This is a genomic window from Planctomycetaceae bacterium (genome assembly GCA_041398825.1).
Classification (GTDB): domain Bacteria; phylum Planctomycetota; class Planctomycetia; order Planctomycetales; family Planctomycetaceae; genus F1-80-MAGs062.
On record JAWKTX010000017.1, the window covers coordinates 94,937 to 115,879 of the forward strand.

15 protein-coding genes and 1 tRNA gene are annotated in these 20,943 nt (G+C 55.2%); 4 read left to right on the forward strand and 12 right to left on the reverse strand.

Translation table 11 applies throughout. The features are described 5' to 3' along the window. Window positions 1-19: 19 nt before the first annotated feature. The 3 genes from R3C20_23450 to R3C20_23460 form a co-directional block, all read right to left on the reverse strand. Window positions 20-1,261 carry a hypothetical protein gene (locus R3C20_23450; protein MEZ6043466.1) on the reverse strand — a complete coding sequence of 414 codons (1,242 nt, stop codon included), beginning with the start codon at window positions 1,259-1,261 and terminating at the stop codon, window positions 20-22. Window positions 1,262-1,588: 327 nt separating this feature from the next. Continuing rightward, complete coding sequence (locus R3C20_23455) at window positions 1,589-3,718, reverse strand: YHYH protein (GenBank protein MEZ6043467.1); 2,130 nt, start codon at window positions 3,716-3,718, stop codon at window positions 1,589-1,591. A gap of 428 nt (window positions 3,719-4,146) precedes the next feature. Further along, entirely contained in the window at window positions 4,147-4,836 is a 690-nt protein-coding gene (locus R3C20_23460; protein ID MEZ6043468.1) for a hypothetical protein, read from the reverse strand. A gap of 144 nt (window positions 4,837-4,980) precedes the next feature. Here R3C20_23460 and R3C20_23465 point away from each other — a divergent pair, with 144 nt between their 5' ends. After that, the gene (locus R3C20_23465) at window positions 4,981-5,256 is read left to right on the forward strand and encodes a GxxExxY protein (GenBank protein MEZ6043469.1); all 276 of its coding nucleotides are present in this window, start codon (window positions 4,981-4,983) and stop codon (window positions 5,254-5,256) included. 140 nt (window positions 5,257-5,396) lie between these two features. Here R3C20_23465 and R3C20_23470 read toward each other — a convergent pair whose 3' ends face one another. The 9 genes from R3C20_23470 to R3C20_23510 all read right to left on the reverse strand — a co-directional run bounded on the left by R3C20_23470 (window position 5,397) and on the right by R3C20_23510 (window position 16,113). Then, entirely contained in the window at window positions 5,397-5,573 is a 177-nt protein-coding gene (locus R3C20_23470; GenBank protein MEZ6043470.1) for a hypothetical protein, read from the reverse strand. A gap of 32 nt (window positions 5,574-5,605) precedes the next feature. Next, window positions 5,606-7,060, reverse strand: coding sequence for a sulfatase-like hydrolase/transferase (locus R3C20_23475; protein MEZ6043471.1), 1,455 nt, complete (start codon window positions 7,058-7,060; stop codon window positions 5,606-5,608). Between the two features lie 21 nt (window positions 7,061-7,081). After that, window positions 7,082-8,707 carry a metallophosphoesterase gene (locus tag R3C20_23480; GenBank protein ID MEZ6043472.1) on the reverse strand — a complete coding sequence of 542 codons (1,626 nt, stop codon included), beginning with the start codon at window positions 8,705-8,707 and terminating at the stop codon, window positions 7,082-7,084. Beyond that, complete coding sequence (locus tag R3C20_23485; protein MEZ6043473.1) at window positions 8,704-9,717, reverse strand: hypothetical protein; 1,014 nt, start codon at window positions 9,715-9,717, stop codon at window positions 8,704-8,706. The genes R3C20_23480 and R3C20_23485 overlap by 4 nt, the downstream gene beginning before the upstream one ends. Continuing rightward, complete coding sequence (locus R3C20_23490) at window positions 9,717-10,235, reverse strand: sigma-70 family RNA polymerase sigma factor (GenBank protein ID MEZ6043474.1); 519 nt, start codon at window positions 10,233-10,235, stop codon at window positions 9,717-9,719. The genes R3C20_23485 and R3C20_23490 overlap by 1 nt, the downstream gene beginning before the upstream one ends. 390 nt (window positions 10,236-10,625) lie before the next feature. Beyond that, window positions 10,626-10,699, reverse strand: a tRNA-Arg gene (locus R3C20_23495). A 427-nt stretch (window positions 10,700-11,126) separates the two neighbouring features. Next, entirely contained in the window at window positions 11,127-13,253 is a 2,127-nt protein-coding gene (locus tag R3C20_23500) for an FAD-dependent oxidoreductase (protein ID MEZ6043475.1), read from the reverse strand. A gap of 159 nt (window positions 13,254-13,412) precedes the next feature. After that, the gene (locus R3C20_23505) at window positions 13,413-14,351 is read right to left on the reverse strand and encodes a polysaccharide deacetylase family protein (GenBank protein ID MEZ6043476.1); all 939 of its coding nucleotides are present in this window, start codon (window positions 14,349-14,351) and stop codon (window positions 13,413-13,415) included. A 10-nt stretch (window positions 14,352-14,361) separates the two neighbouring features. Further along, on the reverse strand, window positions 14,362-16,113 hold the full coding sequence (locus R3C20_23510; protein MEZ6043477.1) for a proline--tRNA ligase: 1,752 nt from the start codon (window positions 16,111-16,113) through the stop codon (window positions 14,362-14,364). A gap of 531 nt (window positions 16,114-16,644) precedes the next feature. Between R3C20_23510 and gap the strand changes: the two genes are divergently transcribed. From gap to dxs, 3 genes are all read left to right on the forward strand, one after another. Next, the gene (gene gap, locus R3C20_23515; GenBank protein ID MEZ6043478.1) at window positions 16,645-17,643 is read left to right on the forward strand and encodes a type I glyceraldehyde-3-phosphate dehydrogenase; all 999 of its coding nucleotides are present in this window, start codon (window positions 16,645-16,647) and stop codon (window positions 17,641-17,643) included. Between the two features lie 217 nt (window positions 17,644-17,860). Beyond that, window positions 17,861-18,898, forward strand: a complete 1,038-nt coding sequence (locus R3C20_23520; GenBank protein ID MEZ6043479.1) for a polyprenyl synthetase family protein — start codon at window positions 17,861-17,863, stop codon at window positions 18,896-18,898. Next, window positions 18,899-20,803, forward strand: coding sequence for a 1-deoxy-D-xylulose-5-phosphate synthase (dxs, locus tag R3C20_23525; protein MEZ6043480.1), 1,905 nt, complete (start codon window positions 18,899-18,901; stop codon window positions 20,801-20,803). Window positions 20,804-20,943: the final 140 nt, after the last annotated feature.

Sequence of the window (20,943 nt, forward strand, 5' to 3'; positions counted from 1 at the left end):
AGTCAATAACGGATCGGCTTCAGTCAGCTTTGCGCGTCAGCAGGACTGTTGCCATGCTGAGGATGTCGTCGTTCTCTCTCGCAAATTGTTCCAGCAAATCCAGACGATTGGCGTCGACGCAGGCTTCAGTAAATGAAAAGCCTGCTGGGTCTTCAAGACGATTGAGGAAAGGAGCGGCAACTTCAAGTGCCTGAGACAGCTGCCCAATTCTCTGGCCAAGATCGACGACAACAAATGCAATCAGTTTCTTATCCGGTTCATCAGGCTCGGCATTCAGCCGATCGATGAAGTACTGAAGGGAATCTTCCGGGTTGATGCCCGCAATGGCATGCAGGAAATGCAGATGCCCGTTGTAGTAGTCGTCGAATGGAACGTCAGCCGGGTATCGGAGTGGTTCTGCCAGGCGCGAACCGTATTCTGCGAGTTCGATGGCCTGCTGTAGTTCGGGAGCGTCGCTGTTAAGATGGCGAGCAAATCCGACAGTGGCGTGCAGGTGGGAAACATCGATGTGGTAATTACCGTTTTCGAACAACCATTCGCGACCCGAAATAAGTTCACTCAATGTTGCTTTCCCATTGAGTACGGGCATCCTGGATTCAACATCGTGCCGAACGCTGCGCTGCAGGTCCGAATAGATGTTTTGCACCATCATCGCGGCGGCCTGCTGGCGTTCGTCAGGGGACATTTGAGGCATTAATTGCCCCATGGCAGTGACGGTGTTACAGGTTCCATGCGTCTTCAGCAGGAAGTAGAGCCCCCGAACGTAATGGGCCCCCTCGTACAGGGCAAGGTTCAGAATTTCGTCGAATGCTGCGTCCGGCTCCCCTGGGATTGCAATTTTCTCAATGGCATCCTGGACGGGCTTTGGTTCGCCAATGGTGCGAAAGTAGGCCCATGCATCGGGCAACCGACCGTCATCCAGAAACAGCTGACCAATTTCCCTCGCAGCATTCAGGTAAGCTTGTCGGTAGGCGGTTTCATTCTCGGCCGGAATTCCAGCGAGCGAAGCGGGGCGAGTAACTGGCAGTCCCATCTGCTGCCGTACCTGCATCATCTTCGCGTCAAAAAGTCGATGGTAATCTTTCCGGGCCAGCAGGTTCGTTTCCACTGCCGTCAGAACCGCCGTCGCGTCCATCGGTCCAGCTTCGTTCTTTGGCAGTGATTCTTCGAACGATTGGATCTGAGTCATTGTTAGTCGCAGGTCGCGCAGAGCGTTTGAGATGAGATTGGTAACGGGACTCAGGATTTTATCAGTTCTCACTCCGCATTCAAACCGCTGAGGCCGCACTATGGGAATTGTCGCCCGGACGAGCTGCCGGGGGAATCAAGGCGAGTTGTCGTTCTTCTTTCGCTCCTGTTTTCGCTGACCTCGGCGAATTGTGGTGGGGTCGAAGGCAGGGTTCGGTTCAGATGGGCGGGGGGCGTTGAGTGAAGTCTGCCAGTTCGTCAGCAGGCTGAGCAACTGCTGAGTTTTGTCCCGGTTCGACTGTGCCAGATTCTTCGACTCACCAGGATCGTCGGCGTCCGGCAGTCTTCAACAGCCCAGCGTCTCCGGCTTTCCTTAACCGGGCCGGTCGGGGTTTCGTCTTCACCGTCCGTTTCCGTCGGGACCACCCCGGCCAGGACCACGCTTTCTGCCCGGATCTCGGGCTTCCTGCTGACCGCCATCCGACGGTTTCGAATACGTCACCTTCAGGTCAGCGCTGTCCAGAATTGAGTCTCTGATCTGCGTCAGCAACACTTCGCGAGTGATTTCGCCAGCCGAGTCTGCGAAGTGCGGCACAGCGGACAGAGCGTAGATGTGCAGGGTATAGGTGTGAAGTCCGCCACCGGCGGAATGAGGCGGCACATACGACAACTCAGGCTTCCAGGTGGTGCCCAGCTTGCCGATACCGGTCATGTTTGCGGGAATACTGGTCACCGTCGGCGGAATGTCATAAACGACCCAGTACGTTTTCATCACATTGTTCCGGTCCAGATGATCCATCACGATCGCGAAGCTCTTCGTCCCGGCCGGCGCGCCGGTCCATGCCAGCGGAAGGGTGGCCCCTTTGCCGTCGCCGGTGAATTCGTCGGGCAGCGGATCACCGTTAGCGACAGCCCGACTGGTCAGTCTGAAGTTGCCGCTTTGCCGGGGCGTGATGATCGATGGAGGCGCGTTCGACTGTGCTCCGTCGGTCGGACGCGGCGGTCGTTCACCTGTGCCACCGCGTCGGCCATCGCCGCGAGCACTTCCGCCGCTCTGGTTTCCTCCGCGTGAGTCTCCACCACGCAGTTCGTCGGCTGTGATCCGGCCATCGTTGTTTCGATCGAGCGATTTCAGTGCGCGAGCAGCATTTCGCAGTTCCGCACTGTCGATCTGGCCGTCACCGTCGGCATCCAGTACTTCAGCAACCGGATCTGGTGTGTTGCCTCGGGGAGGCTCATCGGCTGGTCGACGCGGATCACCTGGTAGCTGATCCTGTGGACGGCTGTCGCGTGGCTGCCCGCCCGGTTTCCGACCGCCTGGTGGAGGATCCGCATTTCTTCGACCTCCACCACCGCTGTCGCCACCACGACCACCTCCACCCGGTCGCGGAGTATATGTTTCTGTCTGTGAACCGCGTGGTGAGACAAACTGAAAGGTCGCCGTACCGTTTTGGGAAACGGTGTATTCCACGGACCGCTTTTCGCCATTGACTTCAAATCGCACGATGTAGCTTCCCGGCTTCGGTGTTTCAAAACCGGTGATGCGGGCTCCCTTGAGCGGTGGCAGTGCTGCCCGAGGACTCTGAGCACGCGGCTGTGGATCAACCTGACCATCGCGTTCGACGACTTCGCCGTAGAAACCGCCGTTCAGATAGGGATACGTTTTCGTCGCGTGATAGTGATACGCGCCATCGGGGCCCTTGTGACCGTTCAGCCAGTCGAGATCTTCGGGAGGATTCCCGTCCGGATCGTTGTAGCCATAAATCGGATATCCATCCAGCGCCACGGCGACCGGATTGCCCGCTCCGACAATCTTCTCCAGATGCACGGGAGCAATGTGATAGTGATAATCGTCGCCGCGTCCACAATGCCCGCCCCACTGATCAAGTTCTCCGGCCAGCAGAGTGTCCGTTCGACCGTCGTTCTTGATGGGATTGAAGATCGGGACACCATTCGCCGCCAGAGCAATCGCGCCGCGGAAGAAGTGTTCCTTTGCCGACAGGGGATTCTTCGCCGGAACCGGATGCAACGGAATTCGCCAGGCGTTGTTACCGGAGTATGCCTGCGGAAGCGGAACCTGCTGCTGCCAGGCAGTGATGCCGATCATCATCGGATGATCGGGTATGCCGTTGGATTCGACGTACAGAAAGTTGCGGTCGGAACGTGTCTTCACGGATTCGCGAAACGGCCGGAAGATGTCGGCCAGAGACGATGTTTGTGTGTTCTGCGAGACCGCAGCAGGCAGGGCCGTCAGTTGCCACATCGGCACAGTATTCAGCAACCGAATCTGCTCACGCCGCTGCTCGATGTACGCTCGGTCCGTTCCAGAAAGTTGCCCCGTGGGCAATGCGATCACATTGCCGTTGGATGTCTGCAGCTTTACATGCTCATCATTTGCCGTCAGCAAATCCGCCCGAATGCTCTTCGGCGTTCGCGAAACCGTCCAGTCCCCTACATGCCACGTGCGTCCGATTGTGTCCGGATTGGCATGCGATTCATCATGCGAATGTTCGCTTCCATCATGCGCCATCGCGTTCGATCCAAAGCAGACGCATAGAACTGATACTACGCACATCATGAGCGTGTCGCCTAGGAAACGTCGAAGGCGTTCAACAACAATGCCCGAGGTCGCGCAGCGCACCCCGGGATCGTTTTGAATGCCGGCATTCAGCCGCAAGGAAGTCAGACGATCAATGATTGAAACGTGGAAGTGGTTGTTGGTCATGGGACAATCTCTTGTTCGAATCGATTTGCACACAGTGTTTTTAATCGCTTAACCCCAATACCGTTCAAGATGTCGTGGGAGTCGCCAGACTTGCCGCAAAAACACTGGGATCTCTGGCGAGATCCACTACATTATTCCCGTTCGTTGAACGAACGGCCTACCCAAAACACTTCACGACATCGACCTCGGATTGCGCCGGGGCAACTGGGCTGCGTTGTATGACTCCCTCGCGATCAATTCCCTCCGCCCTGCGGTCGTCCACGGCCTGGCCTGTCGCCGCGTTGACCGCCACCTCGCGGGCCGCCGCCCTGCGGGATGACGTCGGTGAGTCCTCGAAAATCGGGGCGTTCTTTTCCGTCCGGCGGTGACTTCACGACCGTTCGGAACAGAACCACATTGTCCAGCTTCACGTCGTCGGACCAGATGAACTTTGCTCCCTTGAAGTCATGTTCAAAGAACGGTTCTTTGGGGCCGATGTCCTCTTCGGAATATTCTTTGGCTTGAGGCCACTGGCTGTCGTCGAAGTCATTGGCATACCAGTTGTCCGGAATCGGTATACTTTCGACTCGCGGATTCTTTGTGTCTCCGCCGACCGGCCCCCACGAAAACTTTTTCGCTTTCCATGAAGCGCTGGTGACAGTGCCGTCGCCGAGTTTCAGTATGAAGCCGCCGTCACCGATATTGGTGTTGGCGTACTCCATGCCGGTTTTCGGATCCGCGTTATCAATGGCCATCACCGCAATCGTCATTGGATACGCCGGAAGCACATCCACTGACACCACGTTGTGAGGCACGAATGCTATGGAATCGACGGCCACCAGTTCGCCGTTGATGTACAGCCGGAATGAATTGTCAGCGTACACATTGGCTTTGATCGTGTCTTCGATACGCGGTTTTCGCGGTGGTTGGGCGGAGACTGCCACCGGCAGTAGTGCCACACTGAGTATCAGAATGCACAACACGGATCCCTTTGCGCCTTGGCGCCTCTGCGTGAGAATGTGCTCTCGGTGACGAGGTTCACGCAAAGCCGCCAAGACGCGAAGGGTTGAAGACTGAGGGCAAGTAAGATGACGGAAAATGAGATAGCGAAGATTGTTGTTGATGTGGCGTATCATGTTCGATTGGGTCCGGGCCTGCTGGAATCGGTTTACCAGGAAGTCATGGTCTATGAATTGCGGAAACGTGGACTCAACGTCATGGCAAAGGTTCCGGTTCCTATGGTTTGGGATGAGTTGGAATTTGAGAAGGGTTTTGAAGCGGACCTGATTGTGGAAAGCCTATTAATTGTCGAATTAAAGTCGGTGGAGGCCGTTTACCCTGTTCACAAAAAAAACAACTGTTGACGTATCTGCGTTTGAGTGACAAACGACTTGGGTTGCTGATTAACTTCGGAGAGGAGTTGATCAAAAACGGGATCTCGCGAGTGGCCAACGGAGTGAAAGACTACCGATAGAGCTCACGCAGAGGCGCGAAGCCGCAAAGTTCATTTGTTACGCCTCTGTTCTTCTCTTTGTGCCTTCGCGCCTTTGCGTGAGACAGGATTCTTCGCCGGATCGTAGTTCGGATTTGGCTTCGCCATTTGTGCCTCCATATCACCGAGATACTTCACCAGCAGGCGGTCAAGTTCTTTGCCTTTCTGCGGCATCTGTTGAGACAGCATAGAGCTCACGCAGAGGCGCGAAGCCGCAAAGTTCATTTGTTACGCCTCTGCTTCTCTCTTTGCGCCTTCGCGCCTTTGCGTGAGACAGGATTCTTCGCCGGATCGTAGTTCGGGTTTGGGACCGCCATTTGGGCGTCGATGTCGTGCAGGTATTGCACCAGCAGTTTGTCGAGTTCCTTTGCTTTCTGCGGCACCTTTTGAGACAGGTCGTTTTGTTCAGAAATGTCGGCTGCGATATCAAACAGAGCCAGGCGGTTGTCTTCGTAGAACTTCATCAGCTTCAGGTTGCCCAGGAACAAGGCCGAATGCGGTCCGTCGCCGCCCTGATAGTGCGGGAAGTGAAAGATCATTTCTTCACGCGGACGTTTTACAGCGCCTTTGCCGTCGTCCAGCAGGTTGACAATGCTGCCACCTTCGATGTTTTCGGGGAGTTTCGAAGCGGGAATTCCGGCCCATTCGCAATACGTTGGAAAAAGGTCGTAGCCGACAATGCGTTCGTGGCACCATGAACCTGCCGGAATGCCGGGGCCTCGGATGATGAACGGACTGCGAATGCCGCCTTCCCAGACGCCGCCTTTTCCGCCGGACAGACCGCCGCGCGCCCCGCCTTTGCCTCCCTTACCGCCACCTCCTCCACCGCTGCCGTTGTCGGACATGTAGATGACGAAGGTGTTGTCGGCCAGTCCGAGCCGATCGATCGCGTCCACGACCATGCCGACTCCGGTGTCAAGGTTCTCGGCGATGGCCGCACTGCCAACGCGTTTGTCATCTTCGGAACTGTTCATCCGCTGAGCGTACTTCGCCAGCGTTGCCTTCATCGCGTTTTGTGGAGCGTGCAGCGCATGCCAGGACATCTGGATGAAGAACGGTTTTCCGGCCTGCTTGTTCTTTTCCATGAACACGATGGCTCGCTTTGCCATGCCGAAGATGTCAGCCGGGTTGGGATCGCCGTACTGATGAGCGTATTCGTTGCCGATGTCGCCATCGCCGTCGTCGTAGCCATTTGCCGCCGGGCCGCCGCCGTTGATGTGCCACTTGCCGTAGTGAGCGGTCGCATAACCGGCGGACTGCAGCAGCTCGCCGATGGTGGTTTCGTTGCGATTGATCTGTTTCACATTCCGCGGCTCCAGCATGCGGTGACCGGTTTCCACCGGTGCGGCTTTGGTCCAGTGCAGTGCCGCGGGAGACTTGCCGGTTTGCAGACTGATTCGCGTCGGCGAACAGACAGATGCCGGAGCGTAGGCTGCGGAGAACCTCATGCTTTGTGCAGCCAGTTTTTCCAGATTTGGCGTGTCAACGACGGAATTCTTCGACCATGCCAGCTCCGGGTGCATCGCCACGGAAAGCCCGTTCCATGCCTGGTCGTCGGACATCATGAATACGATGTTGGGCCGATCGGCGGCGTGGGCCAAACCGCATGTGATGGAGAAGAGCAGAAGCATGGTCTCACGCAAAGGCGCAGAGACGCACAGTTTTCGTGGTTTCATTGATCTTTCTTCCTTTGCAGCTTAGCGCTTTCGCGTGACCTCTTGTGCTTCGATAACATACGAATAAGTCGCATCACCGTTTTGCTGGTTCCCGCGTTCCGCTTCGGGCAGATAGGTGCGAACGTAATCCACACGAGCCGACTGACCATCCGTGCGAACCCGGACGAACCCGCTGCTGCCCTGAATTTCGCCGTTCAGGTAGCCATACTCCTCGGCGCTCTTTGTTCCGGATCGCGGATGCCCCGGCTGGGGAACCAGTTGATAGACGATGCCGTCGAGGTCCTGCTTGATGAACATGTGGTCGTGTCCGTGAAACACGATGTCCACACCGTGTTCGACCAGAAGCTGATGAATGGGTTTTGCCCACCCCGATCGATGCCGACGGAATTCGTCCTTCCCGGATGCACTTTCTCCGCCCCATTCCCAGAACGGAGCCGCCTCGACGCCACCGCGTTGATTCCGGTCGCTGCCTCCCACCAAGTGATGCAGAAACACAAATCGCAGACCTGCATTGCTTTGTTCCAGCGACCGCTTCAGCCACTGATACTGATGTTCGCCGAGTGTCCAGTACCAGTTGTCGTTGTTGCCACCTCGCGATCGCGTGGTTGTGTACCGAAACGGGTCGAGCACAACGAACTGACACCCGCCCCATTCAAACTGGTAGTAATTTTCCGGCAGACCGACACCACGCTCCGACTGATCATTGCCGGTGTAGAAACTGTTCGGCTGTGGATTGGGGATGTATCGTTTGCGAGTATTGGTGGCCCAGACGTTCGAACCGCGATTTCCGTTTTCGCCGTCATGATTTCCCAGGGCAAAGTACAGGGCCGACGAATGGCAGAGATGGCCCAGATAGTATCGCTGAGCAAGGTATTGCGGTTCCGATAACTCCGGCTGCACGTACTTGCCCGTCATGAACGTGTCACCCAGAGCAAAATGGAAATCCGGCTGATCGGCCAAAGCGTTTGCCAGCGTCTGCAGATAGACGTCTCCACTGGTGTTCTCGTCCAGGTGCGAATCGGCCTGCACAGTGAAGACGAACGCCTCTCCGGGAGCACGCTGCGTGTGAAATGAGTATTCGTCGCTTTCGATTTTGCTGCCGTTCAGTTCGTAGGTGAGTCGGTAGTAGCAGCGGCTGTTTGGCGGCAGCGAATCGATGACAAAGTCAAACGGTTCACCGGCCCGGAAGTCGTGAGCCTTTGTTGACCGGGTTAGTTCTCCGGAGCGACTTCCGTAATCCAGCATTGCTCTGACATCGTTGTGGAACAGAACTCGAACGGTCCCGCTACGGTCCGTCAATCGTCCGACGAGAATGTTGAACGGATGATCGGGGACGTTGTTGGCCGGCGGAGGCGTGGTATAACCGCCAAGTCGACTTCCGGCTTTGGACTGTCCTTTTTGAGCGAAGGCCGAATTCATGGGGGACATGAAGAACAATGCCAGCAATACTGCTGCACACCGGAATAAAACACATGAGCGTCGGACCTGTGCTGTATCGTCCTGAGGAAGGCTAAGATCCATCAGCCCGTTTAACCCGATGCCGAAGGCGAGGCCTGTCCTCCTCGCGGCAAGCCTTGCCTTCGTCGGGTTAGACGAAGTGAAGACGCGTGTGGTCGCGGTATTGTTTTCGGACGGTGTGATGTTCATGGTTCGTGGTCAATCCTTCGCCCGCTTGCGTGGTGCGATTCGTGGGAGAAGAAGTCGTCAGGTAACCGGGACTGGTCGGTCAGTTCCAGCAGCACACTGTTCGGGCCGCCGCGTCCTTTGGGAAGGCGTTCCAACAACATGCGGTGAACGGCTCCGGATGTTGCGTCGTACCAGATGCTGACTTGTTTCGGCCCTCCCGTTGCGGAGGCTTTGCGAGTCGCGTTCATTCGTCGCCAGCCTTCCGGAGTCTTCTCAGGAGACAGATCAATTTCGTAAGATTCCTGCAACTGCCGCAGGCTGTTTCGCATGTCGATGAACGGAATGGCTTGCTGCTGGCCAGGAACGGCCCCACGAAACCGCGTGGTATCACTGCTCACACGCACGCGTCCCCGAGGTGGAACAGACCATGCTGTTTTCTCGTTGCTGCCTGTAATGAACTCGGTTCCGTCGGCAAAGTAACGGACAAGGACGTACTGATTCGGGCCTCGCACATGCAGCAATGCACCATCGACGGACGGCTTCGCACCACGGACAGTGGATGGCAGCGTTTCTGAATCTACCTCCTCCTCCAGTGCCGTCACGAGATAGGTGCGATCCAACGCGGCTTCACTGGCCTGAATGATTCGCTGTAACTCAACGCTGGCAGCCAGCGCTGGTGAACTGACGGATTGCCAGAAGATCAATCCCAGGACCAGAGTGAGGCACAGGGCGCTGGAGAGTGCAAGCACAGTCCGGAGTGATCGGCTGTGACGTCCATAGGTAACCCGACGCGTAAGCGAGGGATTGGTTGCGGTGCCAGCACTCTGTCCCTCGCTCACGCTTCGGGTTACGAGCAACTCTTCGCCCGCGAGCACTTGAGCCCGCAGTCGATCATGCAGGAGAACGGTTTCCGCAAATTGCCGTGCGTGCTCGGGCGATGCTTTGATCCAATTCGCCAGCTCAACCTGTTGTTCGGCATTGAGCGTCTCGTCCAGGTATCCGTGGATCAGATCTGTTGCGGAAGCAGACATCAGGCCACTCCCTCTACCGTTTTTCGGTTGATGCAATCTCGCAACTGATCCCGGATGCGCTGCAGCGCCTTGGCCACCGCGTTCGGTGCCATCCCCAGCTTCTCCGCAATGCTGGCTGGCTTGAGATCATCCTGATAGCGAAGCTGGCACAACTCACGGGCACGACCCTCCAGCAGCTTCAGACATTCTGAGAGGGCATCCATCTTATGATGCTCCTCTGGCGAGACTTTGGAGAATACGGTCGCCAGACAACTCACCGTTTCTTCGTCGAACACAAGCCGACCACGTCTGCGCCGTCGCAGGTACAGACCAATCTGATTGCGTGCGACTCCCATCACCCACGGAACAAACGGCTGGTTTGGGTCGTAGGCGTCGTATGATTCGATGGCCGCTACGGCAATTTCCTGCAACACATCGTCCCGATCCCCAAAGTCCCGCACGACCGACGTCACGAAGGCGGACACCACCGGTTGGGCCAGTGTCCATAATCGCATTGCCTGTCGTGATTTCTCATCCATTGTGCATTTCCTGTTTGAGTCACCGATTACTTATCCGGTCCCCGCGAATCGTGACGCGCTTTCTGAGAAATTTTCATAACGAGGGCAGGGTGTCGCAGACCTCGAACCTCTGGCCCGGTAGAGCTGGCAATCTTGTTGAGATGTTACTTTGGGCGACACCAATGCAATCAGCAACGGTGTTCTCATTCAAGAGTGCGAGGTCCGGATTGGAAATCGCAGAGCGAAGGAAGCCATCTGAGTTGCCGCGACAAGATGAGTCCGGGAGAGCCGTTCCTGCCAGTCTTCCAACGCGGGCGAAGGCCATGTCCGCGAATAAGTCTGGGGCATTGATGGTCGCGATTCTTATCAGGAGAGCTGATGATCGCGTCGCGTTCGAGGAGAAACAGGTATTACGCCCGAGTGGATTCGAACCACTGACCTACCGCTTAGAAGGCGGTTGCTCTATCCAGCTGAGCTACGGGCGCATTTTCTGTTCGATACCAGTCTCTTTTGCGCTGGGACTGGTCCGGAATCCATGACCTGACAGATTGCACATCCATTGGGATCGGGATGCATTCTGAAAAAAGTATCCGACGGGCGACAAGGATTGGTCGAAGGCCGTAAAACCTGCAAAATCACATCCTGTCGTTTCATTCATCACACACCGGGGTGCGGGTGAAATCGAACGCAGGACAGCAACGACGTCGGAGGAGCACGGATCCGGAAACAAAGTTTGCGGGAGTATCTCCCCGTAAAAGATTATTTGCAAGCCGGATCGATATGCCGTGCGCGGCAATCCTTCCGGCGAATGAAGGTTTTGCGGGGGTTGAATTGTCAGATACGACCGGCGATGAATTGCCAAAACAAAAGAATGCAAGTCCTCAGGTGAGGAGCTGTTTGAATGATCCTGGCCTAGTTCAATTCCAAAATCTGTACCGCATCCACGACAACATGACCTTTTGTACCGGAATTGGAAACCTCAATTTCCACGGTTTGTCCGGCCGTCAGTCGCGGTGACTGCAGTGGCTCAAATAGCTTTTCAATACTGGCTGCCTTCTGCTGGTCCACAAAGTGAGTGGTCGACTGGCCAGCAATTGTCACCACAACAGGAACACGGGCAGCTCGATTTGGGTTCGCCGTGTAGCCAAGTCGAATGCTGTAGTTGCCGTCTTTTGGAATCCTGACACGAAACGTGAGTGACTTGCTGCCTTTTCCTTCGTCACCGTCATGGAGATAAGATGTACCCACAAACGGGGCAACGGTATTCCCCGAACTCCAGATTCCTTTCATTTCGGCGTCGACGTCGTCCAGCACGATTCCTGGCAACTGTTCCTTCGTCAGGACTCTGGCCTGTTTCAGATTTGCTGGCAGGTCCAGTACCTGACCATCCGCCAGAAGAGTCTCCTTTAAAACATTCGGAGGTAATTCCTGCAGCGTGACATTGTTCTTCGCTGCGAGCACGGCTGCTGTTGCCGCACTTTGACCGAGAATCATGAACACTGGTTCCATGCGAATGGAACCATAGGCTGCGTGGGTGGCCGACAGACAGACCGGTACTGTGAGATTGATGGCCTGACCCTTTGCGGGGATGATTGATCTATAGCTGATCAGATACGGCCCGCCTGGTGACACCTGGATATCTCCTTCGTCCTGTGCGAACCCCGCCTCCGTGACGTAACGCCGTACGTTGTGAGAATCCATGTTGTAGCTGCCAATACCGACCGCGTCATCTACTTTGCGGATGCGACGACAGTCCTGTTCCGTGACAACATAATCGCTGACCATACGACGCGCTTCACGGATGTAAAGCTGATGAGGCCAGTGACCGGATTCAACAAATTCGTCCTTTGCCAAACCCCATTGCGACATGTGCTTTCGCACGGATTCAGGCACACGCGGATGGTTCGCCAGGGTCCACATCAGACCTTTTTGATAGTCTTCGTGGTCGCGTATGATCGCTTCGCGCTGCTCGTATGTTCCATCCGGATATTGGTAGTTTCCACCCAGGTAATCGGTGGAGAACGCGCAGTTGTTGTTTGTGTCTGTCTTGCCGTTCGGCATCATCGAAGGCGCCAGTGGGACACGCAGATCTCCTGCTTCAAAATTTCTCAGCAGCAATTCGTAACGTCGCTCATCGTAGTGGGTGGGTTTCGGAAAGGGCACCCGATTCGCTGGAACGTTGCTCATGCACATTCGAAAACAATATGCCTGGACGCGATGGTCCGCAGCGCCCTCGGCCCCGGTGCCGGAATCGTCAATCTCCGGTAAGAGGCCGCTCGAACTGTCACCGGGTACGTTGTAGGGGTCAACATTCTTCACGAACCGATGGTTGTGAACGTTCTTGTGAGGTTGGTTGCCGTTCAGGGTCTCACCGTATTGCGAATTGGATTCGCGACCGACGGTGTAGGTGACGCCGGCAGCCGCCATTAGATCCCCTTCGTACGTGCAGTCGATGAATTGGTCGCCCGTGTAAACAGTGCCGGATTCCATCCGGATGCTGACCAGACGATGGTTTTCCTGGATGACGCCGTTGGTTCGATCCAGTCTCTCTCCAAACACGACGCTGACATTCGTTTCCGCAAGCATATCGCGAAAAGTTGCTTCAGCCACATGTGGCTCGAACGTCCACATGGCATCTTCGTTTGGGCGGTAGCGATTGTAGTCGCCTGGTTTTTCATGAACCCACGCGTCCGGGCTGTCGTAATGCTTCTTGATTCGCTGGTAGAATTCCCGCGAAATTCCTCCGATCATGCGTTTGTCCCCGCTGTCGGTCATACCGAGCCCACCAGAAGTGAGTCCACCGAGGTGCGAAGTCGGTTCAATCAGAACGGCCGATTTGCCCATTCGAGCGACCTGTATGGCAGCGACCACTCCGGCTGAGGTGCCGCCGTAAATGATCACATCGGCCGTCGTTTTACTTTGCGTCTCCATAATTGCAGCCGTGGCTGTTGTCTGGATAAGGCTGAGTTTGGGCGATAACACGCCGGGCAACGCCATAAGAATGCATGCCACTGTGGCGGATGTCATAAGGCGCTTCATAGATTCAGCTCCAGAAAAAATGGCTTACTACGATAGAAACCGGATACTCAGGGACAACGCGGTCGTTCATGCTGTGGACGACGCCGATTAAAGCAGGAGACGCTGTCATTCGGCTGGTGAAGAATGACTCAGAGAATAACGAAGATTGACATCGGGCGCTTATTCAGACGAAATCAGATGGGCTTTTCTTGCATTGATGACTGCAAGAGGATCTGACGGCACAACTTCCGGATTGACGTAGTGACGAAGATCCCGGAGTGCGATGACTTTGTAGTCTTCCAGCTTCAGGTACTTCAGATAAGCCTCAAAGTTCTGGCTCGTACTGCTGACCCAATTGTGCGCGGTATCGGGGACACCATGAAACTGAAGAATGGCGACGCGACCATTCCGGGCCTGTTCGGCCGCGCGAATAAAGTTTGCCAGTGTCCAGTTCGGGCGCGCGTCACCAGCCGATGGCAGCAGAAGGGGATGGTCTTTTCCCGGTTCGAATGCGAATCCCTGACCTTCCTCATACGGGTACTCTGGCGCGCCCCCGCGGCGGGCAAATATGATGCCATGTTGCTTCATCACTTCGAATGCCGCCGGGGTTGTTGCATTGCCGGGCCACGCGAAAGTCACGGGAGAAGGAATCCCATTGTCTCTGCACCTGGATGCAATGGCCTCCAGTTGCTCGGGAAGTTGCGCCAGGGTCTTATCGGTGATCCCGAGATGATCGCGAGTGTGGTTGCCAATTTCGAATCCTTCTTCGTGAAGCTGTCGAATTTCCTGCCACGTCATGTAGTCCGTTTTGTTGTCACGGAAGTCAAATCCTTCCGTTATGAAGAACGTCGCACCGAATCCATATTCTTTGAGCAACGGCCTTGCGATTGTGAAATGCGATTTCGCGGAGTCATCAAATGTCAGCACAACCAGCTTGTCCGGAACAGATGGACGAACGATCTGTGTTTTGCTGACCGTCGCAGCGGACAGGCCACGTGCGGACTTGTCTGTTGTTGGTTTGTCACTGGGTGCACCTGGTGATCCTGCGAGAGTCGGCAGGGCCAGTGAAACCAGCGCGGACAGTGAAACCAGCAGGATGGCGAGGTGCTTCTGCATCATGGACCGATCTTCATGAGGGATTCGAGGAATTCGATGAAGTCATCATTTTCTCGGCGATCAGATCCCTGACGTATCCGGTTGTTTCCGCGATCGGAACTTTGCTCGCATCTTTGTCCGTTCGCCATTTCACTTCTGTGACGCCTTCGGCAAGACCCTTGCCTCCGACGGTAATCCGGAGGGGAATGCCGATCAGATCAGCATCTTTAAATTTGAACCCCGGGCGTTGGTCACGGTCATCCATCAGGACATCAATCCCAGCGTTTCCAAGTTGTTCGTAGAGAGTATTCGCGACCTTCATGACGGCATCGTCACTGACATTTAACGGGATGATCTGCACAGAGTAAGGTGCGACAGCCAGTGGCCAGATAATCCCACCTTCGTCGTGGCAGGTTTCAACGATTGCGGCAACAACACGTGTCACACCGATGCCGTAACATCCCATGATGATGGGGTGAGCTTCTTCATTTGCGTCGACAAAGGTTGCGTCAAGTGACACGCTGTACTTGGTGCCAAGCTTAAAGACATGGCCCACTTCGATTCCGTGGACAATCTCCAGCACCCCATCGCATTTCGGACATGAGTCGCCCGCTTCAGCGTTTCGCAGGTCGAAGGTTTCCGGGAGCTCAAAATGTGTGCCCGGTATCACTCCTGTCAGGTGTGCGTCTTTTTCATTCGCTCCGGTGATGGCGGAGGAAATTTGAGCGACATCGTGATCTGCAATGTACGCACATTGAATTCCGACGGGGCCTGCAAACCCTACGGGAGCCCCTGTCACTTTGAGGATCGTGGCCTCGTCTGCCAGTTCGACTGTGGTGGCCTGGCAGGCCCGTCGAATTTTTCCTTCATTCGCTTCGTGGTCGCCGCGAAGCAGGACGGCAACCGGTTTTTCATCCACAGAGTAGATGAGTGTTTTGATGAACGAAGTCGGAGCCGCGTTCAGCATCTTGCTGACCTGTTCGATGCTGCCTGCATTGGGCGTTGCAACTTTGGCAGGATCGGCCGCTTCATTCACCTTTGTTGGCAGATTCGACACGCGTCCGGTGTCGGCGCGTTCCTGATTCGCCGCGTAGTTGCACCCGGGGCAACGGACGACGAAGTCTTCGCCATTGTCTGCCGGGGCCATGAATTCATGTGATGCATCGCCGCCGATGGGACCGCTTTCTGCTTCAACCGGCAGGTATTCCAGGCCGCAACGTTCAAAGATTCGGCAGTAGGCATTGTACATCGCATCATAGGCGGCATTCAGTTGTTCGATGGAGCTGCCGAAGCTGTAGGCATCCTTCATCAGGAATTCGCTGGTTCGCAAGACACCAAACCGGGGGCGTTCTTCGTTGCGAAACTTTGTTTGAATCTGATAAAGCGTGATGGGAAGCTGACGATAGCTGCTGATGTGGCGTGCCATCAGGTCCGTGATCACTTCTTCGTGCGTCGGGCCGAGAGCAAAATGCAGTTTGCGATCGCCTCGTTTTGCTTCGAAGTTGAACAGCACATTGCCAAAGGCCTCTTTACGGCCGGTTCGTTCGAAGATTTCAATAGGCTGCAATGCAGGCATGAACAGTTCAATTGCCCCGGCCTTGTCCATTTCCTGACGGACGATTTCACTGACCTTGCGAACCGCGCGGTAGCCCAGGGGCAGGTAGGTGTAAGATCCTGCCATCAGTTGCCGAATCAGGCCCGCTCGCAGCATCAGCTGGTGGCTGGGAACTTCGGCCTCGGACGGGACTTCCTTCATGGTGGGGATGAATGTCTGTGACCAGCGCACGATAGTATCCTTATGGAGTGCGAAAAATTCGCGATATCAACATGCACACGATGTGCAGGGGGTGTGGCGAGAAACCAGCATTATCCGTGAGGCGTCTTGCAGGGTTCGACACAGGCAGAGGGCATACACCTTTGCCGGGAGCCGCGGATTCTAGCAGAGGTCGGATTTCAGCAAACTGATTCTCAAAAGTGCCTGTTTCTGTGATCTGAGAGGCATTTTTGAGAGCTGTAGATGGGATTGAGCACCCTGGATTGGCGCTCTGGGATGGGGTCGTTAAAGTGGCCTGGAGTAATCGAGTCCTGCCAATTTCAGGGCTCGCAATCTGCGAGTGGGACCGCGAGCGACCATTGGCTGAGAGCGACCATTGGCTAAGAGCGACCATTGGCTGAGAGCGACCACGGGATCTGAGATCCTGAAATAAGAGGTCGACTCGTGTGAATGATGCCTCTACCTCCATGCGGCAGATCGATTTCGGGTCAAGGGCGGTGCCCTTGTGATAAGTCCCCCTGTCTTCAGAAACACGGCAATTCCATGATCAAATTAGGTATCAACGGCTTTGGTCGTATCGGACGAATGGTGTTCCGCGCGGCCGTTCAGAATTTCGCAAACGACATTGAAGTAGTGGGTATCAACGACCTGCTGGAGCCAGAGTACCTGGCCTACATGCTGAAATTCGATTCAGTTCATGGTCGTTTTCAGGGTGAAGTTTCCGTGGATGGGACGGACCTTGTGGTGAATGGCAGGAAGATCCGGCTGACTGCCGTTAAAGATCCATCAACACTGAAATGGGACGAAGTCGGGGCAGACGTCGTTGTTGAATCCACGGGGCTCTTCCTCACCGACGAAACCGCTCGCAACCACATCAAAGCTGGTGCGAAAAAAGTCATTATGTCTGCACCATCGAAGGACGAAACTCCCATGTTCGTCTACGGTGTGAATCACACTGGCTATGCTGGTCAGGATATTATCAGCAATGCGAGCTGCACAACGAACTGTCTTGCACCGCTGGCGAAGGTGATTAACGACAATTTTGGCATCAAGCGTGGCTTGATGACGACTGTTCACGCTGCAACCGCAACTCAGAAGACCGTCGATGGTCCAAGCTCTAAGGACTGGCGCGGCGGTCGTGGCATTCTGGAAAACATCATTCCTTCATCAACCGGGGCTGCAAAGGCTGTTGGTAAGGTGATTCCGGAGCTCAATAAGAAGTTGACCGGAATGGCGTTTCGCGTTCCGACCTCTGATGTATCGGTGGTCGACCTGACAGTAGAACTGAACAGCGAAGCGACTTACGACCAGATTTGTGCAGCCGTCAAGGCTGCTGCAGATGGCCCAATGAAGGGCATCATGGGTTACACGACGGAAAAGGTGGTTTCCACTGATTTTGTTGGCGAAAGCTGCACCAGCGTCTTCGATGCTGAAGCTGGTATCGCTCTTGATGGCACATTCGTGAAGCTTGTCAGCTGGTATGACAACGAATGGGGCTATTCAAATAAAGTGCTGGAGATGGCACGCGTTATTGCGAAGTAGGCTCTGGCAGTTCACTGCTCAACAGCAAGCTGCAGCCCTGTGGATCTTCCACAGGGCTGTTTGTCATTCCGGACGCAGGTCGTTTGGACGGATTCGTCACGCCAATTGTGGCGGTCGTGCGCCGTTTCGAGGTTGTCTTGTGTTCGCGGTAGCATGTCTTCGCGGTATCATTCTTGCGTGGAATGGTCTTACTTCAATCTCTCGAAAGCCGTTGTTGATGTCCGACGTCTCCTTCAAGGAACACCTGAGTTCGCTTCGTCAGGAAGTCGAAGCAGCACTGGTGGAGAATCTGGGATCAGCGCGGTGGCCCGCCAGTTTGAAAGAGGCGGTGGAATACAGCTTGATGGCGGGCGGCAAACGCCTTCGCCCGGTTCTGGTGCTACTGGCATGCGAACTGTGTGGCGGTGAACGCAGAAAGGCGTTTGCAGCAGCCTGTGCAATGGAGATGATCCATACCTATTCGCTGATTCACGATGACCTGCCGTCAATGGATGATGATGAACTGAGGCGGGGGCGTCCGACGAGCCATGTCGTTTTTGGAGAGGCCCTGGCAATATTAGCGGGTGATTGTTTGTTGACCCATGCCTTTCAGACGCTGACCAGCGGCGATTCTCCGCCGAGAGTCATGGCCGAGCTCGTCAGGGTCTTGTCGTCTGCTGCCAGTGGATCGGGAATGGTTGGTGGTCAGGTACTGGACCTTGAAGCAGAGCGGGGGCCATTCCGAAATAGGCTTTTGACTGAACCAGCCGATCGGGAAAATGACCACGGCCTTTCTTTCGACCGTTTGGTTTCGGCAGAATCTGCGGATTCTGAAGAGCAGGGCGGTGCCGAAGCAGAACAAACAGAGATCGGTTCCAACTTTCAGGACACGCGTGACGTAGACCACTTAATTCGTATCCACTCCATGAAAACAGGTGCATTGATTGCAGCCTCGCTGGAATTGGGCGCGATCTGTGCTGAAGGTTCCGTTCAGGATCGTGAGCGTCTGCGCCAATATGGACTTCTGATCGGCCTGGCATTCCAGATTGCCGATGATTTACTGGATGTCACCGGGTCGAACAGCAAACTTGGAAAGACTACGGGACGTGATGTGGACCTGGGCAAACTGACATATCCGTCGCTTCTTGGTGTTGAAGCCAGCCGAAACAGGGCGGAGCTACTTGTTCAGCAGGCCTGTGAACTGCTGAGCCCTTATGGGAACCGAGCCGTCTGGTTGACAGATTTAGCCCGGTTTATCGTGGAAAGAGATCACTAGATGTCATTCGAAATCCTGAGCAATCTGAAGTCGCCCAAGCAATTGCGGGGATTCAGCGATGCGGATCTGAACAAGCTTTCCAGCGAGATTCGTGAGGCCCTGTTATCGATCGTCTCGGACCGTGCCGCGCATTTCGCAAGCAATCTGGGGGTTGTTGAACTATGCATTGCGTTGCATCAGGTCTACGATTTTTCGGTCGATCGACTAATTTGGGATACCGGACATCAGATCTACCCTCATAAGTTGATCACCGGCCGATTTGATCAGTTCCAGACGATTCGTCGTCGGGGCGGATTAATGGGCTACCCGAATCCGTTAGAGAGCGAGTACGACTTATTTGTCACCGGACATGCCGGCAGCAGCGTGTCGACGGTGTTGGGGATGAAGGCGGCTGATGACCTCCTATTCACAGACGGTCGCAAGTCGGTTGCCGTCATCGGTGATGGCGCGTTGCCTTCGGGAATTGTCTTTGAAGCGATGAACAACGCTGCCGGGTTGAATAAAGATCTCCTGGTGATCCTGAACGACAACAAGATGGGCATCTGCCCACGCGTTGGCGGAGTTGCCAGTTATCTTGACAAGGCTCGCGTTGCACCGTTCTACAATGGATTAAAACGAGACGTTTCCTGGTTGCTGAATCGTGTTCCGCTGGTCGGAGAATCCACGGAGAAGATGCTGAGCGGCTTTAAAGATGCCGTGAAGTCTTTCCTGCATGGCGGCATGTTGTTCGAAGAAATGGGTTTTCGTTACATCGGTCCCATTGACGGTCATGACATTAAATCACTTCGTCAGTACCTGGAAATGATCCGGGATGTCAAGGGCCCGGTTCTGCTGCACGTGTTCACAGAGAAAGGCCATGGATTCGAACCGGCATGCAAGGATCCGGTCAAGTTCCATACACCCTCACCGTTCAAACGCGATGGCGAAAATGAGATTGTCCCGGTCAGGAGCTCGTCTGCAACTTCCTACACCGAAGTGATGTCAGACGCAATCTATGACGCGATGAATGAAGACAGTCGGGTCTGTGTGCTGACCGCCGCGATGTGTGCCGGGAATAAGCTGGAACGAATTCGGGACGAGCATCCGGATCGGTTCTTCGATACCGGGATTTGCGAAAGTCATGCCGTTGCGTTCGCCGGAGGTATGGCCAAGTCAGGGATGTTGCCCATCGTTGATATTTACAGCACATTCCTGCAGCGCAGTTTCGACCAGATCTTTCAGGAGGTGGCGCTTCAGAATCTGCCGGTGGTCTTTACGATGGACCGGGCAGGTTTGTGTGGTCCTGACGGTCCCACGCACCATGGTGTCTTCGACAACTCCTACATGCGGATCTTCCCCAATATGGTGGTGATGGCTCCGGCTGATGAGCAGGAAATTCGCCCAATGTTGAGCTTCTCGCTGGATTGCGGTGCGCCTGCATCCATTCGATACCCCAAGACAGCCGTTGTGTCGGTTGAACGAGACGTCGCTCCCGTGGAACTCGGCAAAGCAGAAGTGTTGTCATGGGGCAAAGACGGCAACATCATCTCGTGCGGCACAATGCTGTCTTCGGCTGTCGCTGCTGCGAAGCAACTTGCGGAAGAGGGAATTGATGTTGGTGTTATTAACGCACGTTTTGTGAAGCCCATCGATGCAGGAATGGTTGCAAAGGCTGCGGAGAGCGGCTTCGTCATCACAATCGAAGAAAACGCCATCATTGGAGGGTTCGGCAGTGCGGTACTGGAGTGTGCTGCCATGCAAGGGCTGAACACAGAGCATTTTCGAGTCCTCGGAATTCCGGATCAATTCGTCGAACACGGCGACCGTGCCGATTTGCTCGCAGATCTGGGGCTTGATAGTGATGGACTTGTCCTGGCCGCGAAAGAGCTGATGCAACGGGCAGGTCAGCGATCTGCTACACTCTGACACTGTCGTTGATGCATGGTGTTGGGGTGTGGAGATTCGCGGCGACTATCGCAAACCGAAGACGTTTGCGGGATGACCAGAATGGACCCATCGCCGTGAGATGTGGAGGCGTATTTGGTCGACAGGGTTTGCGAATCGAC

Bases quoted from the DNA above. Each gene is read 5' to 3' on its own strand.
- R3C20_23520 (MEZ6043479.1), top strand. From the start codon at position 17,861: ATGTCCGACGTCTCCTTCAAGGAACACCTGAGTTCGCTTCGTCAGGAA.
- R3C20_23465 (MEZ6043469.1), top strand. From the start codon at position 4,981: ATGACGGAAAATGAGATAGCGAAGATTGTTGTTGATGTGGCGTATCAT.
- R3C20_23455 (MEZ6043467.1), bottom strand. From the start codon at position 3,718: ATGGCGCATGATGGAAGCGAACATTCGCATGATGAATCGCATGCCAAT.
- R3C20_23485 (MEZ6043473.1), bottom strand. From the start codon at position 9,717: ATGTCTGCTTCCGCAACAGATCTGATCCACGGATACCTGGACGAGACG.
- dxs (MEZ6043480.1), top strand. From the start codon at position 18,899: ATGTCATTCGAAATCCTGAGCAATCTGAAGTCGCCCAAGCAATTGCGG.
- R3C20_23470 (MEZ6043470.1), bottom strand. From the start codon at position 5,573: ATGCTGTCTCAACAGATGCCGCAGAAAGGCAAAGAACTTGACCGCCTG.
- R3C20_23490 (MEZ6043474.1), bottom strand. From the start codon at position 10,235: ATGGATGAGAAATCACGACAGGCAATGCGATTATGGACACTGGCCCAA.
- gap (MEZ6043478.1), top strand. From the start codon at position 16,645: ATGATCAAATTAGGTATCAACGGCTTTGGTCGTATCGGACGAATGGTG.
- R3C20_23500 (MEZ6043475.1), bottom strand. From the start codon at position 13,253: ATGAAGCGCCTTATGACATCCGCCACAGTGGCATGCATTCTTATGGCG.
- R3C20_23505 (MEZ6043476.1), bottom strand. From the start codon at position 14,351: ATGATGCAGAAGCACCTCGCCATCCTGCTGGTTTCACTGTCCGCGCTG.
- R3C20_23480 (MEZ6043472.1), bottom strand. From the start codon at position 8,707: ATGAACATCACACCGTCCGAAAACAATACCGCGACCACACGCGTCTTC.
- R3C20_23475 (MEZ6043471.1), bottom strand. From the start codon at position 7,060: ATGAAACCACGAAAACTGTGCGTCTCTGCGCCTTTGCGTGAGACCATG.